At 71.7% G+C, this 19,994-nt stretch carries 15 protein-coding genes; 7 read left to right on the top strand and 8 right to left on the bottom strand.

Translation table 11 applies throughout. The features are described from left to right. The first annotated feature begins 15 nt into the window (after positions 1–15). From FQY83_RS12785 to FQY83_RS12795, 3 genes are read left to right on the top strand one after another with little or no spacing between them, the layout of a single operon-like run. Positions 16–960: a DegV family protein gene (locus tag FQY83_RS12785; RefSeq protein ID WP_146388346.1), complete on the top strand. Its 945-nt coding sequence runs from the start codon at positions 16–18 to the stop codon at positions 958–960. Positions 961–985: 25 nt separating this feature from the next. Continuing rightward, positions 986–1,327: a hypothetical protein gene (locus FQY83_RS12790; protein ID WP_146388347.1), complete on the top strand. Its 342-nt coding sequence runs from the start codon at positions 986–988 to the stop codon at positions 1,325–1,327. A 13-nt stretch (positions 1,328–1,340) separates the two neighbouring features. After that, the gene (locus FQY83_RS12795) at positions 1,341–2,015 is read left to right on the top strand and encodes a Dph6-related ATP pyrophosphatase (RefSeq protein WP_146388348.1); all 675 of its coding nucleotides are present in this window, start codon (positions 1,341–1,343) and stop codon (positions 2,013–2,015) included. 73 nt (positions 2,016–2,088) lie between these two features. Here FQY83_RS12795 and fghA read toward each other — a convergent pair whose 3' ends face one another. From fghA to FQY83_RS12810, 3 genes are all read right to left on the bottom strand, one after another. After that, positions 2,089–2,925 carry an S-formylglutathione hydrolase gene (gene fghA / locus FQY83_RS12800; RefSeq protein ID WP_146388349.1) on the bottom strand — a complete coding sequence of 279 codons (837 nt, stop codon included), beginning with the start codon at positions 2,923–2,925 and terminating at the stop codon, positions 2,089–2,091. A 150-nt stretch (positions 2,926–3,075) separates the two neighbouring features. After that, positions 3,076–4,185: an S-(hydroxymethyl)glutathione dehydrogenase/class III alcohol dehydrogenase gene (locus tag FQY83_RS12805; RefSeq protein WP_146388350.1), complete on the bottom strand. Its 1,110-nt coding sequence runs from the start codon at positions 4,183–4,185 to the stop codon at positions 3,076–3,078. A 49-nt stretch (positions 4,186–4,234) separates the two neighbouring features. Then, positions 4,235–4,510, bottom strand: coding sequence for a metal/formaldehyde-sensitive transcriptional repressor (locus tag FQY83_RS12810; RefSeq protein ID WP_146388351.1), 276 nt, complete (start codon positions 4,508–4,510; stop codon positions 4,235–4,237). A gap of 175 nt (positions 4,511–4,685) precedes the next feature. Here FQY83_RS12810 and FQY83_RS12815 point away from each other — a divergent pair, with 175 nt between their 5' ends. Beyond that, positions 4,686–5,924 (top strand): hypothetical protein, encoded by a 1,239-nt coding sequence (locus FQY83_RS12815; RefSeq protein ID WP_146388352.1) that lies wholly within the window; start codon positions 4,686–4,688, stop codon positions 5,922–5,924. Positions 5,925–6,132: 208 nt separating this feature from the next. Next, positions 6,133–7,806 carry a hypothetical protein gene (locus FQY83_RS12820; RefSeq protein ID WP_158636502.1) on the top strand — a complete coding sequence of 558 codons (1,674 nt, stop codon included), beginning with the start codon at positions 6,133–6,135 and terminating at the stop codon, positions 7,804–7,806. A gap of 59 nt (positions 7,807–7,865) precedes the next feature. Here FQY83_RS12820 and FQY83_RS12825 read toward each other — a convergent pair whose 3' ends face one another. The 4 genes from FQY83_RS12825 to FQY83_RS12840 form a co-directional block, all read right to left on the bottom strand. Continuing rightward, positions 7,866–10,760 (bottom strand): serine/threonine-protein kinase, encoded by a 2,895-nt coding sequence (locus tag FQY83_RS12825; RefSeq protein WP_146388354.1) that lies wholly within the window; start codon positions 10,758–10,760, stop codon positions 7,866–7,868. Continuing rightward, positions 10,757–11,320 (bottom strand): ECF-type sigma factor, encoded by a 564-nt coding sequence (locus FQY83_RS12830; RefSeq protein ID WP_146388355.1) that lies wholly within the window; start codon positions 11,318–11,320, stop codon positions 10,757–10,759. Before FQY83_RS12830 ends, FQY83_RS12825 begins: the two co-directional genes overlap by 4 nt. A 203-nt stretch (positions 11,321–11,523) precedes the next feature. Further along, positions 11,524–14,241, bottom strand: a complete 2,718-nt coding sequence (gene ppc, locus FQY83_RS12835) for a phosphoenolpyruvate carboxylase (protein ID WP_146388356.1) — start codon at positions 14,239–14,241, stop codon at positions 11,524–11,526. Positions 14,242–14,475: 234 nt separating this feature from the next. Then, complete coding sequence (locus tag FQY83_RS12840; protein WP_146388357.1) at positions 14,476–15,840, bottom strand: glutamate--cysteine ligase; 1,365 nt, start codon at positions 15,838–15,840, stop codon at positions 14,476–14,478. A gap of 358 nt (positions 15,841–16,198) precedes the next feature. Here FQY83_RS12840 and FQY83_RS12845 point away from each other — a divergent pair, with 358 nt between their 5' ends. Both FQY83_RS12845 and FQY83_RS12850 read left to right on the top strand, forming a co-directional pair. Beyond that, positions 16,199–18,046: a glycoside hydrolase family 13 protein gene (locus FQY83_RS12845; RefSeq protein WP_146388358.1), complete on the top strand. Its 1,848-nt coding sequence runs from the start codon at positions 16,199–16,201 to the stop codon at positions 18,044–18,046. Between the two features lie 315 nt (positions 18,047–18,361). Next, complete coding sequence (locus FQY83_RS12850; RefSeq protein ID WP_146388359.1) at positions 18,362–19,060, top strand: VIT1/CCC1 transporter family protein; 699 nt, start codon at positions 18,362–18,364, stop codon at positions 19,058–19,060. 179 nt (positions 19,061–19,239) lie between these two features. Here FQY83_RS12850 and yihA read toward each other — a convergent pair whose 3' ends face one another. Next, positions 19,240–19,884, bottom strand: a complete 645-nt coding sequence (yihA, locus tag FQY83_RS12855) for a ribosome biogenesis GTP-binding protein YihA/YsxC (protein ID WP_146388360.1) — start codon at positions 19,882–19,884, stop codon at positions 19,240–19,242. Between the last annotated feature and the right edge of the window lie 110 nt (positions 19,885–19,994).

A 19,994-nucleotide genomic window follows, 5' to 3' on the forward strand; every position in this document is an offset into this window, starting at 1 on the left:
TCGACTGGAGGCACCATGCGCATCGGAATCGTCGTCGACTCGGCCTGCGACCTGCCGAAGGACTTCTTCGACAAGCACGACATCGTCATCCTGCCGGTCGCGGTGAAGATCCGCGACGCGGTGCTGGTCGACCAGCGCGACGAGGCGGCCACGCTGGCGTTCGTGCAGGAGCACGTCGCCGAACGCGGCCACGAGGCCGAGACCACGCCGTTCACCGTCGAGCAGATCCGCGACCTGTTCCTGCAGCAGCTGGTCATGGCCTATGACCACGTGTTCTGCCTGACGATTTCCAAACAGCGCAGCCAGATCCACGACAACGCGCTGCAGGCCAGCTACGCGATCCTCAACGAGTACAAGCCCATCCGCCAGGCCGCGGGCCACAACTCGCCGTTCGCGCTGCGGGTGCTCGACACGCTCAACCTGTTCTCGGGCCAGGGCGTGTCCGCGGTGGAGGCGGTGCGGCTGCGCGACGAGGGCGCGACGCCCCCGGCCATGCGCCTGCGCCTGGACCAGCTGGCGCGCAACACCTACGGCTACATGATCCCGCGCGACCTGTACTACCTGCGCAACCGCGCCCGCACCAAGGGCGACCGCAGCGTGGGCCTGATCGGCGCGGCGCTGGGCACCGCGCTCGACATCAAGCCGGTGCTGCGCGCGCACAACGGCGTGACCGAACCGGTCGCCAAGCTGCGCGGCTTCGAGCTGGCCTCGCAGAAACTGTTCGAGTTCACCGCGAAGAAGGTGCGCGAGGGCCTGCTGACGCCGACGGTGGTGCTGAGCTACGGCGGCGAGCTGGCCGAGATGCGCGCCCTGCCCGGCTACGACGCGCTGCGCGGCGCCTGCGACGAGCAGGGCGTGGCAGTGTACGAATCGGTGATGAGCCTGACCGCGATGGTCAACGTCGGCAAGGGCGCGCTCGGCATCGGCTTCGCCGCGCCGCCGCACCAGCCGCAGTTCTGAGCCCGACACGCCGACGAGCAACGACATGACGATCCGCTACCACATCAGCCTGCCCGATCCGCAGAAGGCCCGCACCGCGGGCGAGTTCGCGTTCCGCTCGCAGGGGGCGGAGGGACTGGCGGAGGAACTGCAGCACGCCCTGCGAACCGACGCGCTGTTCCAGCGCTGGCGCGCGACGCAGGAGGACCCGGACGCGGTCGACCCCGCGCTCGGCGCCACCGATCCCGCCGCCACCGTGCAGGGCGAACCGCACGACCTGCACGTCGACCTGATCGTGCACACCTCGCTCCCGGGCGCCGTGTTCAAGCAGCGCATGCGCCTGCTCGCCGGCAGCGCCTGGGAGCTGCGCGACGTCCGCGGCGCCTGAACCCGCGCACTGCGTGGCCACGCCCGTGCTGCTGTCGTGGAGCGGGGGCAAGGACGCGGCCTGGGCGCTGCACCTGCTGCGCCGGCGCGACGATGTCGAAGTCGTCGGCCTGCTGAGCACGATCACCCGCGAGTACGACCGCGCCTCGATGCAGGGCATCCGCCGCGAGGTGCTTCGCGCGCAGGCGGGCGCGGCCGGGCTGCCGCTGCTGGAAGCGGACATCCCGGCGCAGTGCGCGAACGCCGACTACGAGCAGGCGATGGCCGATGCGCTGGCGCGGGCCACCGCGCGCTGGCCGCGGCTGCGCACGGCCGCCTTCGGCGACCTCCTGCTCGGGGACATCCGCGCGTATCGCGAACGGAACCTGGCGCGCATCGGCTGGCAGCTGCTCACGCCGCTGTTCGGACGCGACACCGGCGCGCTGGCGCGGGAGATGATCGACGGCGGCCTGCGCGCGGACCTGTGCTGCGTGGACACCCGGCAGCTCGACGCCGGCTTCGCCGGCCGCGCCTTCGACCACGCGCTGCTCGACGCGCTGCCCGGCGGCGTCGACCCCTGCGGCGAGAACGGCGAGTTCCATACCTGCGTCCGCGCCGGGCCGATGTTCGACGCGGCGCTGGCGCTGTCGCGCGGCGCGACCGAACTGCGCGACGGGCGCTTCGCCTTCACCGACTACACGATGCGCTGAGCGGTGGGAGCAGGCTCGCCCGCGATGCCTGCGCGGGGACGACGGCTTTGGGTTGTGTCGCGCGCTGGAAGCCCTACGCCAGGAGCGCCCTGGCGTGGTGGGCGATGTGCTCGTCGATGAAGCTGGCGATGAAGTAGTAGCTGTGGTCGTAGCCCGGCCGCAGGCGCAGGGTCAGCGGGTGGCCGGCCGCTTCCGCGGCCGCCTGCAGCAGCTGCGGGCGCAGCTGCAGGTCGAGGAACTCGTCGTCGGCGCCCTGGTCGATCAGCAGCGGAAGCTTTTCCGGCGCCGACTTCACCAGTTCGGTCGCATCCCAGGCCTTCCACGCCTCGCGGTCCGGGCCGAGATAGGCCGCGAACGCCTTCTCGCCCCACGGCACCTGGCTGGGCGCGACGATGGGCGAGAACGCCGACACGCTGCGGTAGCGGCCCGGGTTGCGCAGCGCGATGGTGAGCGCGCCGTGCCCGCCCATCGAATGGCCGCTGACCGCGCGCGCGTCCGAGACCGGGAAGTGCGCCTCGACCAGCGCCGGCAGTTCGTCGACCACGTAGTCGTAAATGCGGTAGCGGTGCGCCCACGGCGATTCGGTCGCGTTGACGTAGAAGCCGGCGCCCTTGCCGAGGTCGTAGCCTTCGGCATCGGGCACCTCCTCGCCGCGCGGGCTGGTGTCGGGCGCGACGACGACGATGCCGTGCTCGGCCGCATGGCGCTGCGCGCCGGCCTTGGTGATGAAGTTCTGCTCGGTGCAGGTCAGGCCCGACAGCCAGTACAGCACCGGCAGCCGCGCACCGGCCCGAGCCGCCTGCGGCGGGAGGTAGACGGCGAAGTTCATCGTGCAGCCGAGCGTCGACGATTCGTGGCGGTAGACATCCTGCCAGCCGCCGAAGCTGGCGTGGTGTTCGATGCGTTCCATGTTCAAGAAATCCTCTGCAGATTCCCTTCCCCCGCTTGCGGGGGAAGTGCCCGAAGGGCGATGGGGGCGCGCCGAAGGCGCGGACACCATGCGGCGACCCGTCGCCCCACCCCAACCCTCCCCCGCAAGCGGGGGAGGGAGCCTTGATGATCAGAAATGCACCACGCTTCGGATCGACTTGCCCTCGTGCATCAGTTCGAACGCCTCGTTGATGCCGTCCAGCGCCATCGTATGCGTCACGAACGGCGCCAGCTCGATCTCGCCCTTCATCGCATCCTCGACCATGCCCGGCAGCTGCGAGCGGCCCTTCACGCCGCCGAACGCCGTGCCCATCCATTTGCGGCCCGTGACCAGCTGGAACGGCCGCGTCGAGATCTCCTGCCCCGCGCCCGCCACGCCGATGATCACCGACTGGCCCCAGCCGCGGTGCGCGCACTCCAGCGCCGCGCGCATCACGTTGACGTTGCCGATGCACTCGAAGGAATGGTCCACGCCCCAGCCGGTCATCTCCACGATCACCTGCTGGATCGGCTGCTCGAAGTCCTTCGGGTTCACGCAGTCGGTCGCACCGAACCGTTTCGCCATCTCGAACTTCGCCGGATTGGTGTCGACCGCGATGATCCGCCCGGCCTTCGCCTGGCGCGCGCCCTGGATCACGGCCAGGCCAATCCCGCCGAGGCCGAACACCGCCACCGAATCGCCCGGCTGCACCTTCGCCGTGTTGTGCACGGCGCCAATGCCGGTGGTGACGCCGCAGCCAAGCAGGCAGACGTGCTCGGGGTTCGCCTCCGGATTGACCTTGGCCAGCGAGACTTCCGCGACCACGGTGTACTCGCTGAAGGTCGAGCAGCCCATGTAGTGGTACAGCGGCTTGCCCTCGTAGGAAAAGCGCGAGGTGCCGTCGGGCATCACGCCCTTGCCCTGGGTGGCGCGCACCGAGGTGCACAGGTTGGTCTTGCCGCTCTTGCAGAACAGGCATTCGCCGCACTCGGCGGTGTAGAGCGGGATCACGTGATCGCCGGGCGCAACGCTGGTCACGCCCTCGCCCACCTCGACCACGATGCCGGCGCCCTCGTGGCCGAGCACCACCGGGAACAGGCCCTCGGGATCGTCGCCCGAGAGCGTGAACGCGTCGGTGTGGCAGACGCCGGTGTGGGTGATCCTCACCAGCACCTCGCCGGCTTTCGGCGGGGCGACGTCGATCTCGACGATCTTCAGCGGTTCGCCCGCGGCGAAGGCGACGGCGGCACGGGATTTCATGGGATGTCTCCTCTGGCTGTTGTCTGCGCAGGAGCGGCGTCCGCCGCGCCTACCTGAGATAGGAACGCACCAGCGCGACCGCGGCATCGATGCCGGCCTCGCGCTGCGTCGGTGAATCGGCCGGCGGCGCGAGGCTCTCGCGCAGGTGGCTTTCCAGCACCCCCGACATCAGCCCGTTGACCGCGCCGCGCACCGCCGCGAGCTGCTGCAGCACCGGCGCGCAGTCGGCGCCGGCCTCCAGCGCGCGCTCGAGCGCATCGAGCTGGCCGCGGATGCGGCGCACGCGGGCCAAGGCCTTCTTCTTGTCGGCGGGGGAGTGGGGCATCGGTCGACCGCAGTCGCGCTGGATACTGTCCCCCAGTATACACCGCACGGCATCCGGCGGTCCCCGCCGGGCGCGCCGGCGGCCTCCGGGCACGCGCGCCGTCGCGCCCCTGTCCTGTCGCGCCCCGGTTCCGCGCATATCCGACCACGAACCCCCGGATGCCAGGACCCGCACCATGCCCACCTTCCGCCGCCACCTGCCGCTCGCCATCGCCACCGCCCTGCTGGTGGCCATCCCCGCCAGCGCGCAGAAATCCGCCGTCGAGACCCAGGTCTGGATCGACGTCGCCACCCACGACCTCGTCGGCATGCCCGACATGGGACCGGTCGGCGGACTCGCCAGGGCCATGACGGCGCGCGGGCGCCCGCGGGGTTATCCGCAGTCGCGCAACATCCCGGCCGACATGGGCAAGGTGCTGGACATCGCCATGCACAACACGCTGCGGCCCGGCGTGGCCGCCGAACAGCTGGTGCCCGCGGGACTGGGCGTGGGCAAGTCGATCCCGTTGCTGCCGCCGCCGCCCGGCGAGCGCAGCGAGGGCGGGGAAGACAGCACGCTGCCGGAGGTCGAGGTCACCCTTCACCAATACTGGGGCTGCGGCGCGGCCGTGCGTGCCGGCCAGCCGAAGACGATGACGCTGCGGATCAGGAGCGGAAAGGCCGGCGTCGACGGCAGCATCGCGCCCGGGCTGTTCGTGCCCGACCGCGACATCGATTCCGACCCCAAGTACGCGCTGTGGCCGAACAGGAAGAACGCCGGACGTCCCTCGGATGGCTCGTCGATGGTCGGCGAACACCGGATCACCGGCCCGGGCGTGCCCGAGTCGCTGGTCTTCAAGCTCGGCCCGGAGGCCGACTTCATGCCCGGGATCCAGCTCGAGACCCGGGGCGAGACCAGCGACAGCATCCTGACCAGCTGGCAGCCGGTCGACCGCGCGCGCGCCTACTTCCTCCAGGCGGTCGCGATGCAGGACGAACACAACTACGTGTTCTGGAGCAGCGCCGAGGTCCCCGGCGCCGGCTACGAGCTGGTCAACTACCTGACCGGAAGCTACATCGACAAGTGGCTCAAGCAGAAGGTGCTGCTGGCGCCCTCCACCACGAGTTGCGCCATCCCCAAGGGCATCTTCGCGGCCACCAAGCAGGCCGGGGAAGAACGGGGCGTCGCCGGTCTGAACATGATCGCCTACGGCCCGGAGACCAACATCACCTGGCCGCCGCGGCCCGCCGACCCGAAGCAGCCCTGGGATCCGGAATGGAACGTGCGCGTGCGCACCAAGGCCACCGCGACCGCGCTCCTCGGCGTCGACTTCTCCGGCATGGAAGGCGCGGAGCCGGACGGCGGGCGCGAACCGTCGAAGCCGGAGGAAGGCAAGGGCAAGAAGCTCCTGCGCGGCCTGCTGCGCAGCTTCTGAGGCGAGCGCGATGCACGCCTTCCTGCACCTGGTGCTTGCCATCGCCACGCTGTCCGTCGCGATGCCGGCGGTGGCGGGCGATCCCTGCCCGCGCCTGCCTCGCTGCTGGCGGCCAACGCGCCGTGATCCGGTCGACACGCACGCGTCTTCGCAGTTGCCGCGCGGCCCTGCAAACCCGACCGGATTCCAACCCTTGCCCATGCGCTCGATGATCCGCTCCCTGCTGACCGTCGGCCTGCTGCTCGCACTGGCGTCGTGCACGCCCACCCCGAAGACGCCCGACCCGGCCTCCGGCCCGACTTCGACGACGCCCGCCGACGCGGCCACGACGCAGCAGGCACAGGTCGACGCCATGCTGAGGGAGGGGCCGGAACCAACGCTGCGCCGGCTTGCGCCGCTGGACTATTACCTGCACTACAAGCTGATGCAGGCCACCGGCATGGAATCCGCGCTCGGTGGCGAAGCCGCGGCGATCGCCGCGCTGCAGACGCTCGGCGATGCCTACGAGCGCGCGTTGCGCGGCGAGGACGGACAACTGCCGCGCCTGCAGCCGGTCGCGTTCAATGGCGAGGGCATGGACTCCGGCCTGATCGGGGTATCCCTCACCGTCGTCCCCACGATGATGAGCGGGCTCGGCGTCTCCGGCCATCTGGGCAACTGGAACGAAGGGCAGCTGCAGGACGCAATCGCCAAGGGGCCGATGCCGCTCACGGGCAGCAGTGGCCCGCCCGGATCGCCGATGGTGCAGTACACGCAGACCGACGCGACCGTCACCTTGTCCATGGAAGTCAAGGAGGGTGCCGTCAGCGGCAAGGTGCGGGTCAAGCTGCGCATGGACACCTGCCCCGACGCCAGCGGCAGGATCACCGTCGACGTCGAGGTGAAATCGGACATGGCCCTCGCCGGCAGCCCGGACTCCGGCGGCAGCGTGACGGCCAACATGCGCTTCGAACGCCACATCGACGACGATGCCCGCCTGATCGACAGCCATCCCGGTGACCAGTCGAGCGGCCACATGACGATCCGCGGATCGCAGGGGTCGGGCGGTCGCAGCATGCTCGACCTCACGCTCGGCGGCGGCGGACCGCCCACGGTCAACGACCGCAGCGGCGTCGGCCTGTTCGATGGCGCGGAAGCACATCGCGTCGCCGAGCACGCCCAAGCCACGCAGGACTTCATGGCAGGCGTCGTGCGATCCATCCTGACCGGCATCGAAGGCAAGGTCGCCAAGGCGCCCTGGGAGTCGGGCCACTGCGTGAAGCTCGACGCCACCAGCAACCCGTTTAGGCGCAAGCACGCCAGGCCGGGCACGACCTTCGAGATCGAAGCCAAACCGCGCGCACGCTCCGATGGCGCACCGACCGGCGGCACCGTGCGCGCGACGCTCAGCGGCAACCGCCAGCTGACGCCGGCCACCGGCAAGATCCCCGCCGACGCCAGGTACAGCTACGCCGGCCCGGACAAGAAGGACGAGTTCGCGAGCATCGAGTTCGAGGCGCGCAGCAAGCGTGGCGTCGGTCGCGCCACGCTGGAATTCGACACCAAGCAGGGCGCCCATCGCGTCAGCGGCGGCCAGAACGACTTCCAGGCCGACCACACCGTGTGCGCGCTGGACGTGCCGTTCGACATCCGCAGCAGCGCCGGCCTGACCATGCACATGGTGCCGGCCGGCGACAGTGGCGGCGCGTGGACGCAATCGGGCAACGCGGGCGGGGTGTCGTGGTCGGGAGGCGGCAGCTATTCGCTGTCGCTGGACGACAACGGCAACGGCACGCTCAAGGCGGGCGGCACCTCGATCATCGCGACCCCGCTCGGCAGGTTCTCCGACGCGGTGGAGCCGGAATTCAGCATCACCCCGGCCGAGAGCGAATCCTGCGACTGAGGCCGGAGCCATCGCTCCCGCCGCCGCTTCGCCGCCTGGCGCGGCGGGATGCGGTGCGCTCAGGCCTTGCCCAACCGGCGTGCCAGCGCTTCGGCATCGGCGCGACCGACCTGGGCCGGCAGCACGCCCGCGCGCAGCACCGGCAGCGCCTGGTCGAGCAGGCGGCGCGCTTCGGCGCGATCGCCGCGCGACAGGCGCACGCGCGCCAGCATCGCGCGGGTCGTGGCCACGTCGATGGGCTTGCCCACGGACTCAAGGCGCTCGGCCGCCGTCCGCAGGTCGCGTTCGGCCACGTCCAGCTCGCCGCGCATTTCCGCGAAGACTGCGTCGGTGACCAGGGCATGCGCGAACACCGCGTGTTCCGGCGGCACGTGCGCCGCCCAGCGCCGCCGCGCCTCGGCCAGCAGGGGCACGCCGCGCGCGACGTCGCCCGACCTGCGCGCGACCACCAGTTGCTGCCACACCACCCAGGCGGCTTCGAGCGAGTCCTCGCCGTCGATCTCACGCGCCTGCACGAGCAGCCCCGCCAGCTGCCGCTCCGCTTCCGCCACGCGCCCGGTGAAGAGCAGCACGCGCGCATGGTTGCGCAGCAGGGCGCGGCGCGACGCATCCCTGGCGGTCACGCCGCCTTCCTCCAGCGCCGCGATGGCCTGGTCGAACAGGCCGGCCGCGCGCGGGTAGTCGCCGGCGCTCTCCCAGACGCTGCCGAGGTTGGCCAGCATCGCCGCGCGCTCGGACGGCGGGCCACCCGCCCTGGTGAACCCTTCGTGGCCGCGGGTGAACGCGTCGGCGGCATCGGTGAAGCGGCCCTGCTCAAACAACACCGTGCCGAGCGTGTTGTACAGCGAACCCATCTGCACGCCACCACCGCCGACCGCCGCCGACTGCAGGAAGATCGCCTCGCGGACGCTGGCCTCGGCATCGGCGATGCGGCCGCCGGCGATCTGCGCATCTGCGCGGATGCGCAGCAGGGGCACCCGCAGCGGCGAACGCACCGGCACGCCGATCCGGGTCGCGATCGCCAGCCCGTCCTCCGTCAGCTTCAGGGCGCCGGCGGTGTCGCCACGCTCGCGCAGCAGGTTGGCGAGCGCATGGTGCACGTCGATCAGCTCGAGCGGCGGGACATCGGGCAGGGCTTCGGCGATGGCGATCGCCTCGCGCCACTGCGCCACGGCTTCAACGTCCTGGTCGAGGGCGAAGTGCGCGGTCGCCAGGTCGTCCGCCGAACGCATCCGCTGCAGGCCATCGTCCGGTGCGTGGGCTTCGCGCAAGGCCACCGCCTGGCGGGCCACCCGCAGAGCCTCCTCACCGCGTTCGAGCGTCGCCAGCGCACTGACCTGCGCCGACAGGTCGCCCGCCAGCGCCAGCGCATCCTCGCGGGTCGAGGGCACCACGCCGGCCACGCCCGCCGCCAGCAGCTGGCTGGCGATCTCCGGTTCGCCAAGGCTGCCGTACAGCAGCCCGAGCATGCGCTGCACGGGCTGCCGCACGCGCGGGTCGAGCGCACCGCGCTGGTCGATCTTGCCGCGCGCATGGTCCAGCAGCTGGCGCACGCTCACTTCCGTGTCCATCGCCTGCTCCGGACTCGCCGCCGCCAGTGTGTCGGTCAGGAACTGAAGCGTCGCCCGCGCGTTCACGCCCTCGCGCTCGGCGATGCGCGCCTGTTCACGCGCCTCGCGCGCCTGCCACAGCGCCACGCCGGTGCCCGCCAGCAGGGCCACCAGCACCGCGGCGGCCGACGCCGCCAGCGCGCGGTTGCGCCGCAGCCACAGCCGCGCGCGCCGGGTGCGGCCGAGCCTGGCCGCGGCGACCGGGCGGTCGTCGAGCCAGGCGCGCAGGTCGGCCGCCATCATTTCGGCCGAGGTGTAGCGCGCCGCCGGGTCGCGCCGCAGGCAGGCGTGCACGATCGCTTCGAGGCTGCCGTCGAGCGCGCGCGCCAGCGAGGCCGGGGTCTCGCCGCGGCGCGCGGCGACCTCGGCGTCCGACTGCCGCGCGCTGCGGGTGATCGGCTCGGGATCGCCGCTGAGCGCCTGCAGCTGGCGCGCGATCGGGGTGTCGGCGTCGATGCCGAACGGGTGCCGTCCCGACAGCAGCCGGTACAGCACCACCCCGACCTGGTAGAGGTCGGTGGCGGTGGTGACCGGTTCGTTGTGCAGCTGTTCGGGCGAGGCGTACTGCAGGGTCATCGCGCGATCGCTGGTGGCGGTGGCGGCGTGGCCGGCCTCCTCCAGTTCGCGGGCGATGCCGAAGTCGAGCAGCTTCACCTGGCCCTCGGGCGTGACCAGCAGGTTCGAGGGCTTGAGGTCGCGGTGCACGACGAGGTTGCGGTGCGCGTACTGCACGGCGTCGAGCACCTGCAGGAACAGCACCACGCGCGCGCGCAGGCCGAACGCGTGCTGGTCGCACCAGCGGTCGATCGGCAGGCCGTCGACGCGCTCCATCACGAAGTAGGGGTCGCCGCCGGCGTCGAAACCGCCGTCGAGCAGGGTCGCGATGTGCGGATGCTGCAGGCGCGCGAGTACCTGGCGCTCGCGCAGGAAGCGCTCGCGGCTCGACGGCGACAGCTCGCCGCCCTGCACGCGCTTGAGCGCGGCCTTCTGCACGTAGGCGCCGTCGGCGCGCTCGACCGCATGCACCGCGCCCATGCCGCCGCGGCCGAGCAGGCCGGTGATGCGCCAGGCGCCGATCTGCTCGCCGGATCGCGCGGCGTCGGCCGCGGCGTCGCCACCCGTCACCCCCGGGCCCATCGCATCGGCCCACAGTGCGGCGCCGCCGGAGAAGGGTTCGGTCCGGCTGGCGTCCGCGGCCAGCATCGCCTCCACCCGGGCGCGTAGTTGCGCGTCGTCGCCGCACAGTGCATCCAGCCTGCGCGTGCGCGCGGCGGGATCGAGGTCGGCCACCGCCTCGAAGATCGACAGCGATTGCCGTCGTCGTTCGGTGTCCCCGCCGCTCATGCGCCGAGTTCCGCCAGCAGGAAGGCGCGCGCCTTGCGCCAGTCGCGGCGCACGGTGCGGTAGCTGACCTCCAGCATGTCGGCGATCTCGGCCTCCTCGTAGCCGCCGAAGTAGCGCAGTTCGACGATCTGCGCGGCGCGCGGATCGGCCCTGTGCAGCGCGCCGAGCAGTTCGTCGAGCTGCAGCACTTCGAGCACGGCGCGCTCCTGCGAGCCGAGCCGCGCGGTCAGCGTCAGCGCGTCCTGCCCGGCGCCGCGCTTTTGCGCATGCGCGCTGCGCGCCTGGTCGACCAGCACCTGGCGCATCGCCCGCGCCGACAGCGCCAGCAGGTGGTTGCGGTCGTTCGGGGCGAGGGCCTCGCTGCCGGCGAGCTTGAGGTAGGCCTCGTGCACCAGCACGGTGGTGTCGAGCGCGTCGCGGCTGCGCCGCAGCTGCTGCCGGGCGGCGCGCTTGAGTTCGTCGTAGACCGCGGCGAAGGCGGCATCGAGCGCGCCGGCGTCGCCGGAGCGCGCACGCGCGAGCAGCTGCGTCACCGGTGCCTGTTGCGCTTCGACCGACATGGCTGTCGCCCCGTTCCGGCGTTGCGCCGGATCACCCCTTTGCGTGGGGCGAGTGTCGCATAGCCGGGGCGTTGGCGGCGGGTGGACGGGCCCCCACCCCAGCCCTCCCCCGCAGGCGGGGGAGGGAGCCAGGAGCCGCAGCTTTTAGCTCCCTCCCCCGCGTGCGGGGGAGGGTTGGGGTGGGGGCCAGCCGAAGCCCGCAATCAACCCGTGTTCTGGATCCCGGCCGAGATGCCGTTGACGGTGGACACCAGCGCCCGCAGCAGGTCCGCATCCTCGCGCCCGCCCTCGCGCCAGCGTTCCAGCAGGTCCACCTGCAGCAGGCTCAGCGGATCGACATAGGGATTGCGCAGGCGGATCGACAGCCGCAGGCGGTAGTCGTCGGCGAGGATGCGGTCGCGGTCCTTGAGCAGCAGGATCGCGTCGCAGGTGCGCAGGAACTCCTCGGCGATGCCCGGGTGGAAGGTCTCGTGCAGCGGGCCGGCGAGCTTCGAATAGCGTTCGAAGATGGCGAGGTCGGACTTGGCCAGCAGCATCTCGACGTCGTCGAGCACCGCCGCGAAGAACGGCCAGTCGCGCGCCATCTCGGTCATCGCGGCCTGGCCGTAGCGCTGCACGCCCAGGCACAGCGCATGGCCGATGCCGTACCAGCCGGTCAGGCCGGAGCGGTTCTGCGACCAGGCGAACACCCACGGGATCGCGCGCAGGTTGTCGATGCCGCCGTCGCGGCGACGCGACGGGCGGGAACCGATCTGCAGCCGCTCGATCACGTCGACCGGGGTCGCGGCGCGGAAGTAGTCGGGGAACTCCGGATGCTCGTGCACCAGCGCGCGGTAGTGCGCGCGCGAGGCCTCGGCCAGCGTCTTCGCGATCTCCTTCCACTTCTCCTCGCGCGCGTCGCGCGGGCGCGGGCGCAGGGTCGCGCGCAGCACCGCGCCGGTGGTCTGCTCGAGGTTGCGCAGCGCCAGCGCGCGGATGCCGTACTTGCGGTGGATCACCTCGCCCTGCTCGGTGACGCGCATCGAGCCGTTCACCGAGCCGCGCGGCGCGGCGATGATCGCGCGCTCGGTCTTGCCGCCGCCGCGGCTGACCGAGCCGCCGCGACCGTGGAAGAACATGATGCGCACGCCGAAGCGGTTGGCCAGTTCGGTCAGCTCCACCTGGGTGCGCTGCAGCGCCCAGCGCGAGGCGAACAGGCCCCCGTCCTTGGCGCTGTCGGAATAGCCGAGCATCACCGTCTGCTCGTTGCCGCGCGCGGACAGGTGCCTGCGGTAGACCGGGTCCTCGAACAGCGAGCGCATCACGCCCGGCGCCGCCTGCAGGTCGTCGACGGTTTCGAACAGCGGCGAGATGTCGAGCGGCACCGCGCCACCCTCGACGCAGCCGGCGACGCGCGCCAGCGCCAGCACCGCCAGCGCGTCGGCGGCGCTGCGGCTCATGCTGATGATGTACAGGCCGATCGCGGCGACGCCGTGGGTGCGGCGCAGCTCGAGCACGGTGCGGAAGACGTCCAGCGTCGAGGCCAGCACCTCGCCGGGCGCCGACGGCGCGGCCGCGGCCTTGTCCAGCAGGGCCTGCAGCCGGGCGACGCGGTCGGCGGCCTCGCGCGCGGCCCAGCCTGCGTCGCCCAGCAGGTCGGCGAGCGCGGCATCGTGCACCGCCGAATCCTGGCGCAGGTCGAGCGCGGCGAGGTGGAAGCCGAAGGTGCGCGCGCGCCACAGCACGCGCTGCAGGGCGAAGCGACCGGCATGCTCGCCGCGGTGGCGCTGCAGGCTGGCGTCGATCAGTTCGAGATCGGCGATGAACTCGCCGGCGCCGGCGTAGCCGTCCGCGTCCGACTCCGCGGCCAGCGCCAGCCGCACCTTCATCAGGTCGACCAAGCGGCGATAGGGCATGTCGGCCAGCCGCGGCCGCAGCCTCGCCGCCGCCTCCGGCAGCCGTGCGATGTAGTCGTCGGTGCGCGCGACCACCGCCGGGTCCACGTCGGCGCGGCCCAGCGACTGGGTGAGCATGTTGCCCAGCGCACGCAGGTCGGCGCGGTACTGCGCGATCGCCTGCACCCGCTGCGCATCCAGCGCGGCGCGGATGGTGCCGGCGTTGACGTTGGGGTTGCCGTCCATGTCGCCGCCCACCCAGGTGCCGAAGCGCAGCACCTGCGGCAGCGCGATGCGGCGGCCGTACACCGCCTCGACCGCATCGGCGAAGGCTTCGTAGTACGCCGGCACCACGCGATAGAGGGTGTTGGCGAGGTAGTAGCCGACGTGCTCGACCTCGTCGGCGACGGTCGGCTTCTGCGCCGGCGTGTCGCTGGTCTGCCAGCCGGCGGTGAGCGAGAGGCGGATGCGCGCGAGGTCCGCGCGCCGCTCCACCGGCGTGCGCGTGCGGTCGATGTCGTCGACCAGGCGCTCGACGATGGCGCGTTCCTTCTCCAGCATCACCCGCCGCACCGCCTCGGTCGGATGCGCGGTGAACACCGGCTCCACCCACAGCCGCGGCAGCGTCGCCGCCAGTTCCTCGAAGCTGACGCCGTCCTCCTGCAGGCCGCGCAGCACCGCCTCGAACCCGCCCGGCTGCGGCTGGTCGGTGATGCGCTCGTAGTCGCGGCGGCGGCGGATGCGGTGCACGCGCTCGGCGAGGTTGATCGCGCCGAAGTAGGTCGAGAACGCGCGCACCACCGCCTCGGCGTCGGGCAGCGGCACCCGGGCCATTTCCGCGGCCAGCGCATCGACCGGCAGCCCCTGCTCGCGGCGCGCGATCGCGGCGCGGCGGATGCCTTCGACCTCGTCCAGCAGCGCCGGCGATCCCTGCTCGGCCAGCACCTCGCCGACCAGCGCGCCCAGCCGGCGCACGTCGTCGCGCAGCAGGGTGTCGGTGTCGGCGAATTCGAGCTGTTCGCGCAGCGGGCCGTCGGGGATATTCATCCGCCAGAGGCTAGCGTGTTTCGTGACGCGGCGCAGCATCGGTTGCCGGAGCAACCGTCGCGTGCCGTTTCCGGCGAGGCGAGGGATGCAGGTAAAGAAGCCGTCATCCCCGCGAAGGCGGGGACCCAGTGTCTTTATGGCTGTCAATGCCAAGACGCTGGATCCCCGCCTTCGCGGGGATGACGACCGGGAAGCCCCCTCGCGGAGCCCGCGGCGGAAACGAATCGCGTCGCTTCAGTACGCGAACTCGCGGAACACGGGGTCGATGTCGCCCTGCCAGGGGCCGTGGAACAGCGCGAGCTTGCGTTCGGCAGGCGTCTCGTCCGCCTCCACCACCTCGACCAGCGGCGACAGGAAGTCGCGCTCGTCCACGCCCTTGTCGTTGTGCCGCGCGCGGCGGGCCAGGCCTGCGGCGGCGATCTTCAGCGCCTCGTGCGCGAGATCGCGCACGGTGCCGCCGCGGAACGGCAGCTTCAGCGCGTGCCTGGGCACGCCGTCGCGCAGCGCGTGGCGCTCGGCGAGCGTGAAGTCCCTGACCAGGTCCCAGGCCGCGTCGAGCGCGGCATCGTCGTACAGCAGGCCGACCCAGAACGCCGGCAGCGCGCACAGCCGGTTCCACGGCCCGCCGTCGGCGCCGCGCATCTCCAGGTACTTCTTCAGCCGCACCTCGGGGAAGGCGGTGGTCATGTGGTCGTTCCAGTCGCGCAGGGTCGGCAGCGTGCCCGGCAGCACATCGAGTTTCCCCGCGAGGAAGTCGCGGAACGACTTGCCGGCCGCGTCGACGTACTCGCCGTCGCGGTAGCTGAAGTACATCGGCACGTCGAGCAGGTAGTCGACGTAGCGCTCGAAGCCGAAGCCATCCTCGAACACGAAGTCGAGCATGCCGGTGCGGTCGGCGTCGGTGTCGGTCCAGATGTGCGAACGGTAGCTGAGGTAGCCGTTGGGCCGGCCTTCGGTGAACGGCGAGTCGGCGAACAGCGCGGTCGCGACCGGCTGCAGCGCCAGTGAGACGCGGAACTTCTTCACCATGTCCGCTTCGGACGCGTAGTCGAGGTTGACCTGCACGGTGCAGGTGCGGGTCATCATGTCGAGGCCGAGCGCGCCGACCCTGGGCATGTAGTCGCGCATGATCCGGTAGCGGCCCTTGGGCATCCACGGCATGTCCTCGCGCCGCCACTTGGGCTGGAAGCCCATGCCGAGGAAGCCCAGCCGCAGTTCGTCGGCGACGGCCTTGACCTCGCGCAGGTGGCTGCCGACCTCGCGGCAGGTCTCGTGGATGTTTTCCAGCGGCGCGCCGGACAGCTCCAGCTGGCCGGCCGGTTCGAGCGTGACCGAGGCGCCGTCCTTGAGCAGGGCGATGGTGCGGCCGTGCTCGGCGACCGCGTCCCAGCCGAAGCGGGTAAGCCCCTGGAGCAGCGCCTCGATGCCGCGCTCGCCCTCGAACGACGGCGGCCGCAAATCATCGAGGCGGAAGCCGAACTTCTCGTGCTCGGTGCCGATGCGCCAGTCGCCGCGCGGCTTCCCGCCCGACGCGAGCACGTCCACCAGCTGGTCGCGATGGGTGATGGGCGGATCGCCGGCGTGGTTCGGATTCGACATGCGGATCGCTCTGGCTGGGGGCGCGACAGGCGGGAGTCCCGGCATTCGCGAGGCGGCACTATAGAACGCCGGAACCCCGGGCGGCATTCCGGCACTGGAACGCAGGCGCGCCACCGGTGCGCGCGATGCGGCGCGCGACTGCAGGAACCTCGAATAACCCGGAATTTGCTCGTCATTCCCGCGAAAGCGGGAATCCATGGACGTTGCTTTCAAAGGGCCAAGGTCCATGGATCCCCGCTTTCGCGGGGATGACGGGCTTTTCGGGAGTGGCATGCATACGAATTCATCGCGTTTCGCGTTGCCGCTGCCGCAGGCCCGCGGGTAGCCTGCGACACGCATCTAGCCGGAGGGAAGACGGATGACGCGATTCACGCTACTGCTGTGCCTGCTGCTGTCCGCGAACCTGCCGGCGCAGGCCGCGACGGTCTCGCGGGTCGAGCCGGAGAACTGGTGGATCGGCATGAAGCACCGCCAGGTCGAACTGCTGGTGCATGGCGACGGCATCGCGGCGCTGTCGCCGCGCCTGTCGCATCCGGGCGTGCGCATCGTCGACGTGCAGGCGACGGAGAACCCGAACTACCTGTTCGTGACCGTGGACATCGGCGAGGACGCGGCGCCCGGCACGTTCGACCTCGAACTCCTCGACGGCGATACCGTCGCCGCGAGGCATCCCTGGCGCATCGACGCGCGCGAGCCGGCGCCGCCGCGCGGCTTCGACGCTTCGGACGCGATCTACCTGGTCACGCCCGACCGCTTCGCCAACGGCGATCCCGGCAACGACATCGTCGCCGGCCTGAAGGAAGCCGCGGACCGCGCCAACCCGAATGGCCGCCACGGCGGCGACATCGCCGGCCTGCGCGCGCACCTCGACTACATCGCCGGCCTCGGTTTCACCCGGCTGTGGCCGACGCCGCTGCTGGCCAACGACCAGCCCGGCTACTCCTACCACGGCTACGCGATCACCGACCTGTACCGGATCGACCCGCGCTTCGGCAGCAACGACGACTACGTGGCGCTGGCGCGCGAGGCGCGCGCCCACGGCATCGGCCTGATCATGGACGTAGTGCTCAACCACATCGGCTCGGAGCACTGGTGGATGCACGACCTGCCGAGCCGCGACTGGATCAATCACGGCGGCCGGTTCGCGCCCAACAACCATCGCCGCACCACGATCCAGGACCCGCACGCCGCACCCGGCGACCGCGCCGGCTTCACCGACGGCTGGTTCGTCGAGTCGATGCCCGACCTCAACCAGCGCAACCCGCACCTGGCGCGCTACCTGATCCAGAACACGCTGTGGTGGATCGAGTCCGCCGGCCTGGCCGGCATCCGCGAGGACACCTTCGGCTACGCCGACGCCGACTTCCTGAGCGCCTGGGCGAAGGCGGTGATGGACGAGTACCCGGACTTCGCGATGGTCGGCGAGGAGTGGAGCGCGAACCCGGCGATCGTCGCGCACTGGCAGCGCGGCAAGGCCAACGCCAGCGGCCACGTGCCGCACATGACCAGCATGATGGATTTCCCGGTGCACATCGCGCTGCGCGACGCGCTGCTGCGGCCGAAGGTGTGGGAGGGCGACTGGACGCCGCTGTACGAGGCGCTGGCCAACGACTTCCTCTATCCGGACCCGGACGCGCTGGTGGTGTTCGCCGAGAACCACGACAGCTCGCGCCTGCTCGCCCACCTCGACGGCGACATCCATCTGTGGAAGCTGGGCATGGCCTACGTCGCCACCACCCGCGGCCTGCCGCAGTTCTACTACGGCTCGGAAGTGCTGCTGCGCGGGCCGCGCGAGCGCAACGACGGCGAGCTTCGCGCCGACATGCCCGGCGGCTGGGCGGGCGATGCCGCCAACGCCTTCACCGGCGAAGGGCTGTCCGCGCAGCAGCGCGACGCACAGGACTTCGTGCGCAGGCTGTTCAACTGGCGCAAGGACACGCCGACGATGCACGTCGGCAAGCTGCGCCACTACGCGCCGGTCGACGGCGTCTACGTGTACTTCCGCCTTGATGGCGACAAGGCGGTGATGATCGCGCTCAACCGCAACGACGAGGACACGGCACTGCGGCTGGATCGCTTTGCCGATTCCCTGGGCCGCGCCCGCGCCGGCACGGATGCGCTGACCGGCCGCCGCGTGGCGCTCGGCGACACGCTGCTGCTGCCGGCGAAGACGCCGCTGATCCTCGAGCTCGACACGGCCCCGTAAGAGCAACGGTCTGCTCCTTCCCCCGCTTGCGGGGGAAGGTTGGGATGGGGGTGCGAGGCGCGCAGCGCCGAGTTTTCACCGCGAAGAGCGCCCCCACCCCAACCCTCCTCCGCAAGCGGGGGAGGGAGCCTGCCGTAGGAGCGCCTTCAGGGCGTGACCACGGCACCAGCCATGCATCGCCGCGCGTTCGGTCGCGGCTGAAGCCGCTCCTACAGGCAACGCGCGCTCCCGCGGAATTGCGGACGTTTCGCATTCCGCCCCATCGCGACCGGCTGCGCCAGAATACGGCCGCCGCCCTTCGCAAGCGCCCCGCCGATGACCAGCCGCCATCCCGAGCGCCACCGCAGCCACCGCGTCGGCTGGCTGCGCGCGGCCGTGCTCGGCGCCAACGACGGCATCGTCTCGGTCGCGGGACTCGTCGTCGGCGTGGCCGCATCGGGCGCCAGCCACCAGGCGGTGCTGGTCGCGGGCATCGCCGGTACCGTGGCCGGCGCCATGTCGATGGCCGCGGGCGAGTACGTCTCGGTGCAGTCGCAGGCCGATACCGAAGCCGCGGACCTCGCGGTCGAGCGCCGCGAACTGCACGAGGATCCCGAGGAGGAACTGGCCGAACTCGCCGCGATCTACCGCCGGCGCGGCCTCGAACCCGCGCTCGCCCACGCCGTCGCCGAGCAGCTGACTCGGCACGACGCGCTCGCCGCGCACGCGCGCGACGAACTCGGCATCACCGAGACGCTGCGCGCGCGGCCGCTGCAGGCGGCGCTGTCGTCGGCACTCGCGTTCTGCGTCGGCGCGGCGCTGCCGCTGCTGGCGGTGCTGCTGTCGTCGCACGCGCGGCTGCATTGGACGGTCACCGCGGCGACGCTGGCCGGCCTGCTGCTGTCGGGCGCGCTGGCGGCGAAGCTTGGCGGCGCGCCGATGCTGCGCGGTGCGCTGCGGGTCGGGTTCTGGGGCGCGGCGGCGATGGCGGCGGCAGGCCTGATCGGACAGCTGTTCGACGTCCAGGCCCATTGATCCGCCCACGTCTCCTGCAGGAGCGCCTTCAGGCGCGACCGGAGGTTCCCGAACCGGGCAAGCGATCGCGGCTGAAGCCGCTCCTACAAAAGAGGGGCCGGATCAGACGATCCGTAGAAGCATCCGATTGCCCTTCCGCGCGCCGGAGCAGATTCCCCGATGCGCCCCCGGGATGACGTCTATCCTTGCGGGACGCTACCGGCCTCGACCCGCCGGCCCGGCAGATCCAGCCAGCCTGCGACCACGCCGCGCAGTTCCTCCACGCCCGCCTTCGTCTCGCCCGAGAACGCCTGCACGCCGATGCTGTCGCCGTACGCCGCCGACAGCTGCCGCCGCACCGCCTGCACGGTGTTGCCGGCGGCGCCGCGCGAGAGCTTGTCGGCCTTGGTCAGCAGCGCGTGCGCCGGCAGGCCGCGGCGGGCGGCATAGCCGAGCATCTGCAGGTCGTAGTCCTTCAGCGGGTGGCGGATGTCCATCACCACCACCAGTCCGCGCAGCGCGGCGCGGCTCTGGAACCAGGCGTCGATGAAGGCCTGCCAGTGCTCGCGCAGCGCCAGCGGCACCTTGGCGTAGCCGTAGCCGGGCAGGTCGACGAGGAAGCGGTCCTCGTGCGGCGGCAGCTCGAAGTAGACCAGCTGCTGGGTGCGGCCCGGGGTCTTGGACACGCGGGCCAGCGCGTTCTGCTGGCACAGGGCGTTGAGCGCGCTGGACTTGCCGGCGTTGGAGCGGCCCGCGAACGCGACCTCGGCGCCGCCGTCGGCGGGCAGCTGCTTCGGGGTGTGGGCGGCCAGCAGGTAGCGGGCGCGCGCGAACGGATTCGACATCGGGATCCAGGGGCACGGGGCCGGCATAGCTTCGCACGGGGGGCGTCGGCGCGCCGGGCGCAGGCGCCTTTGCCGCCCCGTCGTCCCCGGTCCGCCCAGACGCGGTTTGA

The organism is Luteimonas marina, assembly GCF_007859325.1.
In the GTDB taxonomy this organism is placed as follows: Bacteria; Pseudomonadota; Gammaproteobacteria; order Xanthomonadales; family Xanthomonadaceae; genus Luteimonas; species Luteimonas marina.

Coding starts and splice junctions, on each gene's coding strand:
- fghA (WP_146388349.1), bottom strand. CDS start 2,925: ATGGAACGCATCGAACACCACGCCAGCTTCGGCGGCTGGCAGGATGTC.
- yihA (WP_146388360.1), bottom strand. CDS start 19,884: ATGTCGAATCCGTTCGCGCGCGCCCGCTACCTGCTGGCCGCCCACACC.
- FQY83_RS12810 (WP_146388351.1), bottom strand. CDS start 4,510: ATGCCCCACTCCCCCGCCGACAAGAAGAAGGCCTTGGCCCGCGTGCGC.
- FQY83_RS12825 (WP_146388354.1), bottom strand. CDS start 10,760: ATGAGCGGCGGGGACACCGAACGACGACGGCAATCGCTGTCGATCTTC.
- FQY83_RS12840 (WP_146388357.1), bottom strand. CDS start 15,840: ATGTCGAATCCGAACCACGCCGGCGATCCGCCCATCACCCATCGCGAC.
- FQY83_RS12820 (WP_158636502.1), top strand. CDS start 6,133: ATGATCCGCTCCCTGCTGACCGTCGGCCTGCTGCTCGCACTGGCGTCG.
- FQY83_RS12845 (WP_146388358.1), top strand. CDS start 16,199: ATGACGCGATTCACGCTACTGCTGTGCCTGCTGCTGTCCGCGAACCTG.
- FQY83_RS12830 (WP_146388355.1), bottom strand. CDS start 11,320: ATGTCGGTCGAAGCGCAACAGGCACCGGTGACGCAGCTGCTCGCGCGT.
- FQY83_RS12805 (WP_146388350.1), bottom strand. CDS start 4,185: ATGAAATCCCGTGCCGCCGTCGCCTTCGCCGCGGGCGAACCGCTGAAG.
- FQY83_RS12850 (WP_146388359.1), top strand. CDS start 18,362: ATGACCAGCCGCCATCCCGAGCGCCACCGCAGCCACCGCGTCGGCTGG.
- FQY83_RS12815 (WP_146388352.1), top strand. CDS start 4,686: ATGCCCACCTTCCGCCGCCACCTGCCGCTCGCCATCGCCACCGCCCTG.
- FQY83_RS12785 (WP_146388346.1), top strand. CDS start 16: ATGCGCATCGGAATCGTCGTCGACTCGGCCTGCGACCTGCCGAAGGAC.
- ppc (WP_146388356.1), bottom strand. CDS start 14,241: ATGAATATCCCCGACGGCCCGCTGCGCGAACAGCTCGAATTCGCCGAC.
- FQY83_RS12790 (WP_146388347.1), top strand. CDS start 986: ATGACGATCCGCTACCACATCAGCCTGCCCGATCCGCAGAAGGCCCGC.